The sequence below is a fragment of the Lacinutrix sp. YIN62 genome (genome assembly GCF_057219185.1).
Window position 1 is genome coordinate 76,651 of sequence record NZ_JBXVVH010000007.1, and the last position, 16,255, is coordinate 92,905.

13 protein-coding genes are annotated in these 16,255 nt (G+C 33.8%); 6 read left to right on the forward strand and 7 right to left on the reverse strand.

Annotated features, from left to right (window positions below):
- Positions 1-27: 27 nt before the first annotated feature.
- The 4 genes from metG (at position 28) to AC2D8I_RS06365 (ending at position 5,859) form a co-directional block, all read left to right on the forward strand.
- Entirely contained in the window at positions 28-2,076 is a 2,049-nt protein-coding gene (gene metG, locus AC2D8I_RS06350) for a methionine--tRNA ligase (RefSeq protein ID WP_484705154.1), read from the forward strand.
- Between the two features lie 257 nt (positions 2,077-2,333).
- Positions 2,334-2,633, forward strand: coding sequence for a hypothetical protein (locus AC2D8I_RS06355; protein ID WP_484705155.1), 300 nt, complete (start codon positions 2,334-2,336; stop codon positions 2,631-2,633).
- Positions 2,634-2,777: 144 nt separating this feature from the next.
- Positions 2,778-3,545 carry a hypothetical protein gene (locus AC2D8I_RS06360; RefSeq protein ID WP_484705156.1) on the forward strand — a complete coding sequence of 256 codons (768 nt, stop codon included), beginning with the start codon at positions 2,778-2,780 and terminating at the stop codon, positions 3,543-3,545.
- A 187-nt stretch (positions 3,546-3,732) separates the two neighbouring features.
- On the forward strand, positions 3,733-5,859 hold the full coding sequence (locus tag AC2D8I_RS06365) for a Tex family protein (RefSeq protein WP_484705157.1): 2,127 nt from the start codon (positions 3,733-3,735) through the stop codon (positions 5,857-5,859).
- A gap of 88 nt (positions 5,860-5,947) precedes the next feature.
- Here the strand turns inward: AC2D8I_RS06365 and AC2D8I_RS06370 are convergent, their stop codons facing one another.
- Both AC2D8I_RS06370 and AC2D8I_RS06375 read right to left on the reverse strand, forming a co-directional pair.
- Positions 5,948-8,236, reverse strand: a complete 2,289-nt coding sequence (locus AC2D8I_RS06370; RefSeq protein WP_484705158.1) for an anion permease — start codon at positions 8,234-8,236, stop codon at positions 5,948-5,950.
- Between the two features lie 75 nt (positions 8,237-8,311).
- Positions 8,312-9,517, reverse strand: a complete 1,206-nt coding sequence (locus AC2D8I_RS06375) for a porin (RefSeq protein ID WP_484705159.1) — start codon at positions 9,515-9,517, stop codon at positions 8,312-8,314.
- A gap of 381 nt (positions 9,518-9,898) precedes the next feature.
- Here AC2D8I_RS06375 and AC2D8I_RS06380 point away from each other — a divergent pair, with 381 nt between their 5' ends.
- Both AC2D8I_RS06380 and AC2D8I_RS06385 read left to right on the forward strand, forming a co-directional pair.
- Entirely contained in the window at positions 9,899-10,258 is a 360-nt protein-coding gene (locus AC2D8I_RS06380; RefSeq protein ID WP_484705160.1) for a toxin-antitoxin system YwqK family antitoxin, read from the forward strand.
- A 148-nt stretch (positions 10,259-10,406) separates the two neighbouring features.
- Positions 10,407-10,856: a nucleoside deaminase gene (locus AC2D8I_RS06385; protein WP_484705161.1), complete on the forward strand. Its 450-nt coding sequence runs from the start codon at positions 10,407-10,409 to the stop codon at positions 10,854-10,856.
- Here the strand turns inward: AC2D8I_RS06385 and AC2D8I_RS06390 are convergent.
- The 5 genes from AC2D8I_RS06390 to aspS form a co-directional block, all read right to left on the reverse strand.
- Positions 10,853-11,089, reverse strand: a complete 237-nt coding sequence (locus AC2D8I_RS06390) for a hypothetical protein (protein WP_484705162.1) — start codon at positions 11,087-11,089, stop codon at positions 10,853-10,855. The two genes, AC2D8I_RS06385 and AC2D8I_RS06390, sit on opposite strands and share 4 nt — an antisense overlap.
- Before the next feature lie 13 nt (positions 11,090-11,102).
- Positions 11,103-12,884 (reverse strand): chloride channel protein, encoded by a 1,782-nt coding sequence (locus tag AC2D8I_RS06395; protein WP_484705163.1) that lies wholly within the window; start codon positions 12,882-12,884, stop codon positions 11,103-11,105.
- Between the two features lie 39 nt (positions 12,885-12,923).
- The gene (locus AC2D8I_RS06400; protein WP_484705164.1) at positions 12,924-13,778 is read right to left on the reverse strand and encodes a tetratricopeptide repeat protein; all 855 of its coding nucleotides are present in this window, start codon (positions 13,776-13,778) and stop codon (positions 12,924-12,926) included.
- The gene (locus tag AC2D8I_RS06405) at positions 13,750-14,304 is read right to left on the reverse strand and encodes a hypothetical protein (protein WP_484705165.1); all 555 of its coding nucleotides are present in this window, start codon (positions 14,302-14,304) and stop codon (positions 13,750-13,752) included. Before AC2D8I_RS06405 ends, AC2D8I_RS06400 begins: the two co-directional genes overlap by 29 nt.
- Before the next feature lie 87 nt (positions 14,305-14,391).
- Positions 14,392-16,140, reverse strand: a complete 1,749-nt coding sequence (gene aspS / locus AC2D8I_RS06410) for an aspartate--tRNA ligase (protein ID WP_484705166.1) — start codon at positions 16,138-16,140, stop codon at positions 14,392-14,394.
- Positions 16,141-16,255: the final 115 nt, after the last annotated feature.

The following is a 16,255-nucleotide window of genomic DNA, read 5'->3' on the forward strand; positions in this document are numbered from 1 at the left end:
TACTTTTACGGCTTCAAAAGAAAAAAAATGTCAAAAAGATATACAATTACGGCAGCATTACCTTATACTAACGGACCCATTCATATTGGGCATTTAGCAGGGGTTTATGTGCCAGCAGATATTTATGCGCGTTATAAGCGATTAACAGGGAATGATGTTGCTTTTATTTGCGGAAGTGACGAACATGGTGTTCCTATTACCATTAAAGCTAAAAAGGAAGGAGTGAGTCCTCAAGATATTGTAGATAAATATCATAAGATTATTAAAAAATCTTTTGAAGACTTCGGAATTACTTTCGATAATTATTCTCGTACCTCTGCGAAAATTCATCATGATACAGCATCAGATTTTTTTAAAACTTTATACGATAAAAATGAATTTGTAGAAGAAGTCTCTGAGCAATTATATGATGCTGAAGCGAATCAATTTTTAGCCGATAGATTTGTTATTGGAACGTGCCCTAAATGTGGCAATGAAGAAAGTTATGGCGACCAATGTGAAAGTTGCGGGACAAGTCACAATGCAACAGATCTTATAAACCCTAAATCTGCAATTACAGGAAACGTGCCAAGTTTAAAAGAAACTAAGCACTGGTATTTGCCGTTAAATAAACATGAGGCGTTTTTAAAAGAGTGGATTTTAAAAGGCCATGAAAAGGATTGGAAATCTAATGTTTATGGGCAAGTTAAGTCTTGGGTTACAGAGGGTTTGCGACCAAGAGCTGTAACGCGAGATTTAGATTGGGGAATTCCTGTTCCTGTAGAAGGAGGAGAAGGGAAAGTACTCTATGTGTGGTTTGATGCTCCTATAGGTTATATTTCGGCAACCAAAGAATGGGCCGCTAAAGAAAATAAAGATTGGGAACCTTATTGGAAAGATAAAGACACAAAACTAGTGCATTTTATAGGAAAGGATAATATTGTATTTCACTGTATTATTTTTCCTTCTATGCTTAAAGCAGAAGGTTCTTATATTTTACCAGACAATGTTCCTGCTAATGAATTCCTAAATTTAGAAGGTAATAAATTATCTACCTCAAAAAACTGGGCTGTTTGGTTACCAGAATATTTAGAAGATTTTCCAGATAAACAAGACGTGCTACGTTACGCCTTAACTGCAAATGCTCCTGAAACTAAGGATAACGACTTTACTTGGAAAGATTTTCAGGCAAGAAATAATAATGAGCTCGTTGCCATTTTTGGTAATTTTATTAATCGAGTAGCAGTATTAACTACCAAATATTATAATGGTATTGTGCCTTCACCAAACGAGTTGTCTCCAATAGATGAAACGACACTAGCTGCAATAAAAGCTTATCCTTCAGTTATTTCTAGCGCTATAGAGCGTTACCGTTTTAGAGAAGCTAGTCAGGAATTAATGAATTTGGCTAGGTTGGGGAATAAATATTTAGCAGACGAAGAACCTTGGAAGGTTATAAAAGTAGATGAAGCACGTACCCAGACCATTATGTATGTCGCGTTACAAATTGCATCTGCTTTAGCGACTTTAAGTGAACCTTTTTTACCGTTTACTTCTACTAAGCTAAAAAATATATTGAACACAGAGGGGAATGCTTGGGAAGCCATTGCTACAGAGGCGGTACTATTGCCAGCTGGGCATCAATTAGGGCAGTCTGAATTACTATTCTCTAAAATTGAAGATAAAGAGATACAAGTACAATTAGATAAATTGGAAGCCAGTAAAAAGGCAAACGAAGCTGCTAATAAAGTTATAGAGCCTCAAAAAGACACCATTGCTTTTGAAGATTTTACTAAGCTTGATATTCGTGTTGGAACTATTTTAGAAGCAGAAAAAATGCCGAAAACGAAAAAGCTTTTAGTTTTAAAAGTAGATACAGGAATAGATGTAAGAACTATAGTTTCTGGTATTGCAGGAAGTTTTACACCAGAATCGGTTGTTGGTAAAAAAGTGACTGTTTTAGTAAATTTAGCACCAAGAAAATTAAGAGGAGTAGAAAGTCAAGGGATGATTTTAATGACGGAAACTGCTGAAGGTAAATTGGTGTTTGTAAACCCAGATGATACTAGCGTTAATAACGGATTACATATTAGTTAAGCGAATTAAATTAAATAATGAATAAATTTTTATTTTTTTTTGCTTTTCTTATTACATTTTCTCTTTTTTCTCAGCAAAAGGTTAAAACTATAGAGAATAGTTTAAAAACCAGTAATTCAAAAATTAAAAAGACCTTTTCTTCAGTAGATCAGAATACGGATAAATTAGCCATATATTTATAGGATGCGGATACGATATATGGCTATTTATTAAATGCAAAATATATAGCAGTAGGGGAATTAAAAACAGCACATTCTTTGCCGAAAAAATACAAGCATTTTCTTGGTAATGCCGTTTCCGATTCAAAACATAGTCTTTATTTTTCAAATAAACGCAAGTCAAGTTTTGGTGTGCAGTCTTTCGATTTTGAAAATAATGTGTCCATAGCGAAGGAAATTAGTTTACAGTTGGAAGGCGAGAAGTTTCTTCAGGCTTTTATGTATAATAATACATTTCAAATAATAACGCTCAGCTTAAATAGTTCAATATTTAATGTTTATGTGTTTGATACAGAGGGTTCTTATAAGAAACAAATCATAGACCTGTCAAGGCAGTAATTTGTAAATAGGTTTAATTACAATACTCCTTTATACGACCTGTTTAAAGTAAATGGTGAAAAAGAAATACCAAAAATAAGTAATAAAGTTCCAAATACGTTACAAAACTCTTTTCGTAAGGTTAAAGTTTATCCTCGTAATGAAATGGTTACATTCACACTAGATAATTATTTTGGGTATACACAAATAATCAAGCTTAATTTAAAAGATTTTACGTATTCTCTAAGTAAGGTTATGCAGAATCAAAAAGACGACAGGGCTCTGAAATTTAAAAATAGTAATTCTTTTATTGTCGATGATATTATATTTCAAGCCTCAATTATTAAAAATAATTTTATTTTCAGTATCAAAAATTTAAATAATTTAGACCAAATAAAAGAAGTGGTAATCAAGAAAGGGCGTAAATTAATCTTAAATGAGACCGCATCAGTATTACCAAGTAATAAAGAGAAGCGAGATACAAAAAACTTTTTAAAAAACGCCGCTAGTAAAATTATGGGAATTAGGGCTAAGAAGTCTACTCAGGGGTTTAAACTAAATGTTGGTTCTTATGAGATTTATAAAGAACCGAGTTATAATTATGCTATGCCGGGAAATAACTTTGCCACAATTTCAATGAGTGCTAGAGGAAATATAGTTTTTAATTATGTCTCGTTAACAAGTTCTTTTATTGGTTTTTATGATACCGAAAAAGAGATTGTTGATCATACGATTTCAGCAGTTTTTAATGAAAATTTTAACTTTGTAAACGACTCTGTTTCTGATGATGTTTTTCATAAGATTTCAAAATATTTAGATGGTAAGGAAAGGGATATAAATACAAAAAACTTATTTCAGTATAAAAACAATCTGTTTTTAGGAGTCGTGAACAAAGTAGGTAAAAGCTGTAATATTATAAAATTTATAAATTAATATTGATATACTAAGTTAGGGTGTGTTTTTTAGTTTGTATAAAAGCCTTTATTTAGTAAAGGGGATTCACTATGCCTGAAAAAGATAATAGTGAAGCGCATCACTTTATTATAAATGGATATTTGATAGTTTTTATTGTTTATTTAGGGACTAGTAATTACATTGCTTCTTTAAAATTTACACTGTAATGATTCAATTAATAGGTTTCATAACCTCAAAGACGCAACTATCTGAGACTTCAATAAAAAATACGATTACACTTTTAAATGAAGACTGTACAATCCCTTTCATTTCACGTTATAGAAAAGAGCGAACAGGTAATCTAGATGAAGTACAAATTGCCGATATTGTTAAATACAAGGAGCAATTTGAAGCCATAGAAAAAAGAAAAACAGCTATTTTTAAAGCGCTCGAAGAACAAGGCGTTTTAAATGATGAATTAAAACTGAAGTTAGGTAATACGATGGATCTTGCAACTTTAGAAGATCTATATTTGCCGTATAAAAAGAAACGGAAGACTAAAGCTGAAACAGCTCGTAAAAATGGATTAGAGCCTTTGGCTAAGATTATTATGGGGCAAAAAGCAAAAGATATAGATGCTATTGCTAATAAGTACGTTACTGGAGATGTCGCTAGTGTAAATAGTGCTCTGGAAGGGGCACGGCATATTATTTCTGAATGGATAAACGAGCGTACCGATATTCGAAATAATTTTAGAAATCAGCTGGAGCGTTATGCTATGATTTCTACAAAAGTAGTTAAAACGAAGGCCGATGATGAAAAAGCACAGAAGTTTAGGGATTATTTTGAATGGGAAGAAGCATTAAGTCGCATACCTTCTCATAGATTGCTTGCTATTTTAAGAGCAGAAAGTGAAGGTTACATACGCGTAAAAATTGAGGTTGACGATGTCCGTGCTTTAGAGCGTATTGATCATAAAATTATACGTAGTGATAATGCGTGTGCAGATCAGTTAGAATTGGCAATTTCTGATGCCTATAAACGCTTGTTATTTCCTTCATTAAGTAAGGAGGCACTACACCATGCAAAAGATAAAGCAGACGCATCTGCAATAACTGTTTTTACCAAGAATTTAAAGCAATTATTGCTAGGGGCTCCTGTGGGCGAGAAGCGCGTTTTAGCGATAGATCCTGGGTTTAGAACAGGTTGTAAGCTTGTTTGTTTGGATGCCCAAGGGAACTTAAAATATAATGAAACTATTTATCCGCATCCTCCAAAAAATGACAGTCTGGGAGCGATAAAAAAAATGAGTTCTTTAGTCGATGCTTATAAGATAGAAGCCATAGCTATAGGAAATGGAACCGCTTCCAGAGAAACGGAAGCTTTGGTGCGTAAAATGCGTTTTAAAACAGAGGTTCAAGTCTTTGTTGTTAGTGAGGCTGGCGCAAGTATCTATTCTGCATCAAAAATTGCACGAGAAGAGTTTCCTGATTATGATGTTACGGTACGTGGATCTGTATCTATAGGTAGGCGTTTACAAGACCCTCTTGCCGAATTGGTAAAGATTGATGCAAAATCTATAGGAGTAGGGCAGTATCAGCATGATGTCGATCAACATAAACTTCAAAAATCATTAGGCTTAACAGTTGAGAATTGTGTTAATGCAGTGGGCGTTAATGTTAATACAGCAAGTAAGTCTTTGTTGAGCTACGTTTCTGGAATTGGACCAAAATTAGCCGAAAATATTTTTAATTACAGAATAGAAAATGGCAGCTTTGGTTCTAGAGCAGAGATTAAAAAAGTACCACGTTTAGGCGGGAAAGCTTTTGAGCAAAGTGCCGCTTTTTTAAGAATAAAAGCAGCTAAAAATCCTTTAGACGATTCATCCGTGCATCCTGAGAGTTATAAGATTGTAGAAAAAATGGCTAAAGATTTGAAGGTTTCTCTGTCTGAATTAATAGGAAATAAAAGTGTGCTTCAAAGCATAGACCTAAAAAAGTATTGTACTGAAACCGTAGGGTTGCCAACACTAGAAGATATTATTAAAGAATTGGAAAAGCCTGGTTTAGATATTCGTGAACAAGCTAAAGTGTTTGCCTTTAATCAAAATATAAAAAATATAGCTGATTTGCATTCTGGACAACTTCTTCCAGGAATCGTAAATAACATTACAAATTTTGGTTGTTTTGTAGATATTGGAATTAAAGAAAGTGGATTGATTCATGTTTCAAATCTTTCAGATAGCTTTGTAAAAGATGTGAATGAGCACGTGCATTTACACCAACAGATTATAGTTAAGGTTTTAGAAGTAGATGTTACTAGAAAACGGATTCAGTTAAAGTTACATAAATAAAAAAACATAATATTATTTGAGGCCTATACTCAAAAAAAAACGACTAAAAATATTTTTAGTCGTTTTTTTTTATTTAGAGGGGGTTCTGTTACTCTTCATTTTTTAGAGTCGCAGGCGTTACATCCCTATCATGCGCATTGTGATATTCTTCTAATAGATTCATTGTCGCAGTTAATAAATCTTTAGTTTCTAATAATATCCCGAAATAAAGCGTCGTGTTTTTTGGGCTAGACTCTTCTGTTCTTGTACGTGCAACTTGCTTAACAATTTTAGAAGTAACTAAATCGAATACTTCTTTTTTACGTCCTAAAATGGCTCCTATCTCGTCAAAAGATCTAGAGTCGAAAGCACTCTTAACATCGCTTAATAAAACTTCTAAAACATCATCAACTTCTTTTAACTCTTTTATTTGGCTAAATTTTAATTTTTTATGGTTGTTATTGATGTGCTTGTGACTGGCTTTCGAAATGTGTTCTAAGGATTGCGTCATATCTTGTAGATAGCCTAACACATTTATATAAAAATTACTAGCTCCTAAACTAGATTCGTCTAGGTTTTTAATAAAATAGAAGATGTTGTCTCGTAGGTTGTCTACTTCTTCAGATAATTTAACAACTTGTTTTTTGTTCTTTTTAAGTGCTATTAAGTCTTGTTTTGCTAAGCCTTTAACCGCATTAGTATAAATTCTATTTCCACGTTTTACAACACTAGCAATGTTTTTTGCACTTTCGTGAATAACACCTTGTACAGAACTACTTTCTGAGGTTGTTAAACTATCTTCATCGATATCTTTAGTTGCATTTTTTTTATGTGATAAGTAGTTTCTAGCCAATAAAATTATAGTTAATAATAATAGGATTGGCGTCATAACCGTAGGATTTGCTTGAACTAAAAACACTACAAATCCAGCGGCAATAAATGCGCCTAATGCTGTTCCGAACCAGCCTCCGATAACATTTAATACCCCAGCAACTCTGTATACGGCACTTTCTCTACCCCAAGCACGATCTGCAAAGGACGTTCCCATAGCAACCATAAAGGTTACATAAGTTGTAGATAGCGGTAGTTTTAAGGATGTTGCTATGGCTATTAATACACCAGCAACCATTAAGTTTACAGAGGCCCTAATCATATCAAAAGCAGGCGCATCTATACTTTGGTCTTTTGTTAAGGCAACAGCATCTGGCTTCTCAAAGCTTTTTGCAATTTGTTCTTGAGCAGGAATGGGTATAATTGAGCTAATTGCATTAGATAACCAAGACGCTCCTTTTACAATGCCTCTTGATAATATATTAGGTTCAAATTTTTCATGTGTATCTCCTTGACGCGATAAGCTTAGTTCTGTTTCAGCTACAGACTTAGCTTTTTTAGAAAACCATAAGGTTAAGACCATTATGGCACCAGCGATAAATAATAGTAAGGGTTCTGCCGGAACTTTCTTGTCTAAAATAGCCATTGAAAAATCTGCAGGTAGCGTTCCAGAAGTTAAAAAGGCCTCTTGCATTGCTTCATACGAGTGGTAAGCGGCCATTGGTACGCCAATAAAATTTACTAAGTCATTTCCTGAAAAGGCTAATGCTAGACCAAATGTCCCTACAGCAATCACGACTAGTAAAATGCTTTTCTTTGTTATGGATTGAAAGGCGTAAGAAACACCTAACCATAGTAGGAAACTCCCAAGAATGATGAAAATTTCATTCCCTTCAACAAGGCCTTTAAGATCTTTGTAATAAGGTGTGCCTTTTAAGCCTTTTAAAAATATAAAATAAGTTATAGCTGTTAAGCAAATGGCTCCAAAAATGGCCCCGAAATTCTTGATTTTATTTTCATATTGAAATGTAAAAACCAAACGAGAGATCCATTGTACGAGGGCGCCAACAGAAAAGGCTATAAATACAGACATTACAATACCACTTATTATGGTAACTGCTTTTTCTGTATTAATATAGTTTCCTAAATCAGATAACGTTTGGGAATCTGACGCAGTAATTTTTATTAAAGACATAACAACAGCTGCTCCTAATAAATTAAATACAATAGAAACAGTAGTAGATGTTGGTAAACCTAATGTGTTGAAGAAATCTAATAACAAAATATCTGTAATCATTACAGCCATAAAAATGTACATAATTTCTTGAAAATTAAACATCGCAGGGACAAAAATGCCTTTACGGGCAACTTCCATCATACCACTGGAGAAAACAGCTCCAATAAAAATACCTAAACTGGCAACAATCATAATCGTTCTTAGTGAAATGGCTTTTGAACCAATGGCCGAGTTTAAGAAATTAATTGCGTCATTACTAACACCAACAACAATATCAGCTATCGCTAAAATTGTAATGGCAATTAACATAAACAAATAAATATTATCCATAATTTTTAATTAAAATAAGTTTGCAAATATCTTTAGTGTTATTGAGGGGTATGTTATCTCAATGTTAACTTTTTACTAGAAATGGACATCGAATCCAACTCTAAAGGTTATATTATCTTCATTCCCATCTACAGTTGTGTAGCTTAGGTCGCTTTGTACCTTTAATTTATGCCCAACAATATATTTTGAAGCTCCTAGGGTATACTGTTCTTGAGGTAGACTCTCCGTTACATCATCATACGTTAATGTTGTAAATCGACCAACAATCTCATAATCTGTTTTAAAGAGATACCCTGCTTGTAGGTTTGTAGCGCTTCCTACAAGTACTACATCTCCTGTTGGTGTAATACCATCTGTGTCTATTGCAACAGGTGTTTCGGCATTACGGTCTGCATATTCACCCATAAAGGAGAAGCCTTTGTATTTGAACATAGCATCTACAAACACTGTTGTAATATCGGTCTCAAATAGTGTGCCATCGCTTAAAAACATATAGTCTCCTAAACCACTTCTTTCTCTAACAGCATCTTGGTTATAGTTGTAGGTGAATCCGAGCATTAATTTAGGGGACGCTTCGCGTTTTAAATCGGCTTGTATATAGTCGCCTTTAGATTTGAATGCGCCAAGGGGTAAAAGTTCTAAGCGCGCAGTGTATTGTAGGCCTCCTATGTTTCCTTCGGTAACATTACGGCCTTCTCCTTGAGAAATGGCTATTTTTTCTCGCATTAAAAATCCGTTTCCAAGATTAGAGTTGTGGCGTAATTGTACTCCTATATCACGATCTATATTAAATCGACTATTAAGTAATGAGCGATCTACTAATTGCAAATTAGCTGAAGAAACAACACGTTCTACATTTCCTGGTAATTTAGTTTGTCCAGCCCATAATTGAAAATTCTTAGCAAAACTCCACTTAGCAACCGCATCCAGAATAATACGTGGGGTCTCTCTATTAAACTCGTTGGCCCCTGAAACATCTCTATTAGATAAACCTAACTCAATTTTATACTTTAATTTAGGAGTATATGCAAAACCACTAAATTTTAAACGTGCACGTCTAACAATAAAGTTGTGTTCTGGGCTATTGTATTGATCTCCATTGTGATCCCATGATGATATTGAGCGTACTTGAAAGCGTGGGGCAAATTTAACACTAAAAGAACTGTCTTTGGCTACGAAATTAATCATACCTTTTCCAAATTTGGTATCGCTAATTTCTTGAGCGTAAGTAAAAAAGTATGCACATAAAAGCAAACTTGTAAGTCTAATTTTAAGTTTCATTATAATTATTTAGTTTTTTGTCACTGCAAAGAACTAATTCTAATGTTAACTCAATGTTTCTAAATGATTAATTTTTTTAATAAAATTAAAAACAAAAGGCTGCCTAGCTCCCTAAGCAGCCTGATTAGAAATCATAATAAGTAGTCGACAAAAACTAAATAGATTATATGATGTACTAATTGTTTTGTCTTAAGACTTTGCAAAGGTGGTCAAAGCAGTTAAACTAATTGTAACGCTAATATTAAGTAATTATTAAGCCTTTTGAAATGAAATAATTGAAAAGGGTATTTTTTCAATGTTAATTTAATGTTACGTAATAGTTGTTTAAATGTTACGAAACAGTTATATTTGATGTATAATGAATATTAAAAACCCATAATTATGAAGCAAACAATTTTATTTTCAATTGCCTTTTTAATTGCTGTGGTATCTTATGCTCAAGAGAAGCGGGATTTAAAACTTAACAAAGACACTAATTTAATTGAAGTTATTTATTATCATGACAATGGAGTGGTAAGCCAAAAAGGTGCTTATACTTTAGATGGTAAATTACAAGGGGAATGGTTTCGTTTTAACACAGAAGGCAAAAAGCAAATTTCTGCAAATTATGATAATGGTAAGAAAGTCGGCAAGTGGTTTTTTTGGAATGATACCACTCTTAAAGAAATAGATTATAACAATAATGCGATTACTAGTATTAGTGAATGGGAAGTTAAAACCCCTGTAGCAGATACTAATTAGTTTATTGAAAGATTAGATTAAAACAGGTTGTCTGATGGGCAGCCTGTTTTTGTTTTTAATAGAGTTAGGTCTTAAATAAAATGTTTACTATGTAGTTCTTTTTTATAGAAAGGTAAGTGTTTTTGAATGAAATTGTATTTTTGTAACTATGATAGAACCATACGACGATATTTATTTTATGCGGAAAGCATTTCAAGAGGCCGAAATAGCATTTGAAAAAGGTGAGATACCTGTCGGAGCTATTATTGCTATAGAAAATAAGATAATTGCAAGAGCTCACAACTTAACCGAATTATTAAATGATGTTACTGCACATGCCGAAATGCAAGCTATTACAGCAGCGGCAAATTTTCTAGGCGGGAAGTACCTTAAAGGGTGTACATTGTTTGTTACACTAGAGCCATGCCAAATGTGTGCAGGGGCTTTATATTGGAGTCAAATATCTAGAATAGTCTATGCTGCTAGAGATGAAAGTCGTGGTTGTATTAATTTGAATACAAAATTACACCCAAAAACTAAAATTGAAGGTGGTGTTATGGAAGCTGAAGCATCTAAGTTAATGAAGCGCTTTTTTATTGAGAAGCGAAATTTAAATTAAGAACGTTTATGATCGTCACGTTCTCGCATTTTTTCTAGGTTTTCTTTGGTAAGCATATAATCTTTAGGGTCTCTATCTTTCCATCTATAATAAGAAAATAGAGGAATTGTTATTAGAAAAAGCCCTAGTACTCCAAAGCCTATTAACTTTTGCGAAAAGGCAACATCTAAGAAATAGCCTAATGCAATACTTGAAACTGAGGCTATAAAAAAGAATCCAATAATATATTTCATTTTAGTATTACTATTAATGTTTTGTAAAGTTAATTAATTGTCTGCGATAAGCAGTTAATAATTTAGATTTTGAAACAAACCCTAAGTATTTTCCATCTTTTATTACAGGAAGGTTCCAGGCGCTAGAATCTTGAAATTTTTGCATAACGATCTGCATTGAATCCTTTGAGTGGTCTATGCTACTAGGAGGGTTATGCATTAAACTGTGTATTAAGGTCGTGTCGTATAGTGATTGGTCAAACATTATATTACGAACATCGTCTAATAGAATAATGCCTACGAGTTGCTGGTTTTCATTAACTACAGGGAATAGGTTTCTAGTGGATTTAGCCACACCTTGATATAGCATTTCTCCGAGAGTCATAGTAGGAGATAAGCATATGAAGTTGGTTTCAATAACGCTATCGAGGGACATTAGGGTTAAAACGCTTTTGTCTTTATTGTGCGTTAGAAGTTGTCCGCGTTTTGCTAGCTCACGCGTGTATATAGTATGGTCTATAGTGCTTTTTTTGATACTAAAAGAGATGCCTACGGCAATCATTAAAGGAATGAATAGCTCGTAACCTCCTGTAATTTCAGCAATTAAAAAAATGGCCGTTAGTGGAGCATGAAGTACACCTGCTATTAAACCTGCCATTCCAATAAGGGTGAAATTAGTCTCAGAAACATGAAAGCCGAGGCCAATATTATTAATAACCTTGGCAACAACATTACCTAAAGCACTTCCCATTACCATTGTAGGAATAAAGATGCCGCCCACACCTCCTGAAGCAAAAGTAATAGTCATTGCAACTGCTTTAAAAATAGTAATTCCAAAGAGAAGGATAATAATAACCCAAATATTGTCATTAAAAGCGTCAAAAGGGGTTGTTCCTAGTGCCTTTAAATGGTCTCCTGCCAATAAATGGTTTATAAACCCAAAGCCCTCACCATATAAAGGCGGGATAAAGTATAGCATAATACCAATAAGCAACCCACCAACAACAAGTTTATGAAAGCGGGTTTTGAAGCGCTTGAAAAACTGAAGGATAGCAAAATACATTTTTGTAAAATAAATAGACGCAAACCCTGTTCCGATTCCTAAAAGGATGTAGAAAAAAGTATCTTTAATTTCAAATTTATCTGAAAAATTAAAATTGAATAATAGATCGTCTCCTAAAAAGAAATAAGATGTTATTACAGAGGATACAGAGGCTATAAGTAATGGTAATAATGAGGTAAAAGTAAGGTCTAGACTAAATACCTCAATAGCAAAAATAATGGCTGCAATTGGAGATTTAAAAATAGACGAAATAGCGCCAGCAGCTGCACAACCTATTAGTAAGGTTCTTGTTTTTCTGTTAATATGAAAAAGCTTGCCTAAATTAGAGCTAATTGCTGCACCAGAAGATATTGCAGGGCCTAATAGCCCAACGGAACCTCCGAAGCCAACAGTTAAGGGAGCAGTAATTAAAGGGAAATATATTTTCCTGCGTCGTAAAAAGCCACTTCTTAAGGAAAGGGAAAACAGAATGGACGGGATTGCGGGTTCAATCTTTTTTTTAGAGATGTATTTTGTAAACAGATAAACAAGGAATAAGCCAAAAAAAGGCAAGATAAAATACAATTGATTCTCTGAAAAAGCGATGCCTTTGTGTAATAAAGCTTCAATGCTAAAGGTTATGTTTTTTAGCGTTACTGCAGCTAAACCAGCAAATAGGCCAACCATAGCACTTAGTATAAAAGTGAAGTTTTTTTCAGAGATATGTTTGTATCTCCATATAAGAAAACGTTTTAAGGATATTTTTGCTGACATCAATTTAAAAATACTGTAAAATCCCCATTTAGAAAAGATTTAGTTGTTAATTGTCTTTTCCTCTTTAAGGTTCTTTTTTAAATGAATTAAATCTTCAAGGTAAATTTGACGGAGTGTTTCTACATATGCTCTTTTATTATTATAGCCTTGTTCAAAATCTTCGATAGCAGAAACGATTGTTTCTCTTGCTTGTTTTAATTTGTTTTGCGATTTAAAAATTAACGCTTTGTAATATTTTGCATCCGCACTTAGGTTGCGAGAATGTGTTAATTGTTTGTTTAAGTTGTATAATGCTCTTATAGTGTCCCCTGACTCATAATATGCGATGCCATTATATAAAAAAGCGGTTAACTCAATATAATCTTCGCCAAAATCTTTAATTTCTTTGGCGATGTATTTTTCAAAATAGGCATTAGAGTTTTTGTAGTCTTTTAAGCCTAAATAAGCGATACCTCTCCAATAATCAACACTATGGCCTTGTGGGGCATCTATAAAATTAGGCGTTAATGAGTCGGATGCGTTAAAATCTTCAATAGCTTTTTTATAATCCCTATAAAACCAAAGATATAAATAACCTCGCCATGGGATTCTAGTTATGGAGTCTAGTTTAACGGACTTGTTGTATTGCGGAAGCCATTTGTGAGGCATTCCTCTTTTTAAGTGTGCTACAGATAATTCATAAACAGCCGGTTCAAAGGTCGAATCAATGGATACTGCTTCTGCAATCCCATTCTGAAAAGGGGTAGAGCCTTGAGTGAAATGGATGGCTTCGTTATAAGTGTCTTCTGCAAGCTCTCTTTTTTCAATGGCATTTAAATTTCGGGAGTCTTTTTTACAAGAAAAAAGCAGTAATAAGCAGAATAGACTAAGGTATAATTTCTGTAACTTTTCCATTTTCAATTCTATAAGAGACATACATGTAATAATTTTGTGAGACTTCATTATATGTTATAATATTCCAATGTTTAGGATGCATCGTAAATTTGTAAAGCTCTTCAACCATTTTTGTATCTAAAGGCGATTCCTGTAAATCTAAATTCATTTCAATAATTTCAAACCAACCCGCATTTCCTTCACAATTCACTAGGAATCTAAAGTTTAAATAACCAGAGTCGGTGTAATTATTGGTGTTGTATTCTGAAGCAATAGCCTTTCTAAATTGCTTTTTAGAGCCTGAATAAGCTTTAAGAGAGGCGCTACTAAAGGTGTGATAAATTTGACCTTGATTGCATAATTTATAGGTGTCATTTAGTAAGGCTTTTTTTTGGTCGATATAACCTATATATTTTTTATAAGGTTTATTCTCTGTACTATAAATTTTGGAAAAACGATAATATGAATATCCTATTAAAACCCCTAAAACTAATAGTGAGATGCTAAGCAACCAAATAGTAAATTTTATTATTTTTTTTACTTTCATTGTCTAAAGCTAATAAAAAAACCTGCTTTTTGCAGGTTTTTTTATGACATACTATAAACGGTTGTTTAATAGGTACTAATGTTATTATTATATGTCTAATTTTAAATGGAGGTCTTCTAGTTGTTGTTTGTCTATAGGAGCAGGAGCATCTATCATTACATCTCTACCTGAATTGTTTTTAGGGAAAGCAATGAAATCACGAATGGTTTCTTGCCCTCCTAAAATAGCAACTAATCGGTCTAAACCAAAAGCTAATCCACCATGTGGAGGAGCACCATATTCAAAAGCATCCATTAAAAATCCAAATTGCGCTTTAGCCTCTTCTTCAGAAAATCCTAAATGTTTTAACATAATGGATTGAGTCGCTTTGTCATGGATACGAATCGAGCCTCCGCCAATCTCATTTCCGTTTAAAACCAAATCATAAGCATTGGCTTTTACGTCTCCTGGTTTGGTGTCTAAGTGTTCTATTTGACCTGGTTTTGGAGAAGTGAATGGGTGATGCATAGCGTGATAATGACCCGTTTCCTCATCTAATTCTAGTAACGGGAAGTCTATAACCCATAGCGGGGCAAATACTTTAGGGTCTCGTAAGCCTAGGCGTTCTGCAAGTTCCATACGTAAAGCGCTTAATTGTGCTCTAACTTTGTTTTTATCGCCAGATAGGATACAGATTAGATCACCGGCTTTAGCTCCAGTGATTTCTGCCCATTTGGCTAAGTCTTCTTGATCATAGAATTTATCTACAGATGATTTAAAACTACCATCGTCATTACAACGAGAATAAACCATGCCTAAAGCACCAACCTGTGGGCGTTTTACCCAAGAGATTAGTTTGTCTATTTCTTTTCTAGTGTAAGTGTTACCTCCAGGAACAGCAATTCCTACAACTAATTCAGCATTGTTAAAAACACCAAAGTCTTTATGCTGGGTAGCTTCATTTAGCTCGCCAAATTCCATGCCAAATCTAATGTCTGGTTTGTCATTTCCGTACAAACGCATAGCATCATCATATAGCATTCTAGGGAATTTTTCAATAACAACACCATTAACTTCTTTTAATAAATGGCGTGTTAATCCTTCAAAAATGTTTAGAATGTCTTCTTGTTCAACAAATGCCATTTCACAGTCAATTTGAGTAAATTCGGGTTGTCTGTCGGCACGAAGATCTTCATCTCTAAAGCATTTTACGATTTGAAAATACTTATCCATTCCTCCAACCATAAGTAGCTGTTTAAAGGTTTGTGGAGACTGTGGAAGGGCGTAAAATTCTCCTTCGTTCATACGAGAAGGAACAACGAAATCTCGAGCACCTTCTGGTGTGGATTTTATTAAATAAGGCGTTTCAACTTCAATAAAATCATTGCTAGATAAGTAGTTTCTAACTTCTTGAGTTACTTTAGCTCTAAAGATTAAACTTTCCTTTACCGGATTACGGCGAATGTCTAAATAGCGGTATTTCATACGAATATCTTCTCCGCCATCTGTGTCGTCTTCAATAGTAAAGGGAGGGGTTAATGCTTCGTTTAATAAGGTTAACTCAGAAACAAGAACCTCTATTTCTCCCGTGGGGATGTTTGGGTTTTTTGAAGCGCGTTCTATAACCGTTCCTTTAATTTGAATAACAAATTCGCGACCTAGTTTTTGAGCTTGCTCCAAGAGATCCTTTGCAGTACGTTCTTCATCGAAAAGAAGCTGGGTTATGCCATAGCGATCGCGTAAATCTACCCAAATGATAAAACCTTTGTCTCGGGATTTTTGAACCCACCCTGAAAGTGTAACTTCTGTATTTATATGTGATGCGTTTAATTCACCACAATTATGACTTCTGTACATAGTGTAATTTTAAAGATGCAAATTTACTAAGATATTATGTTTTAAAATAGCATATTAGGTTATTTCTAAAGTTGTTTAGATATGCTAGTTTTTAGTTTAAATGTTTTTAGGTTTT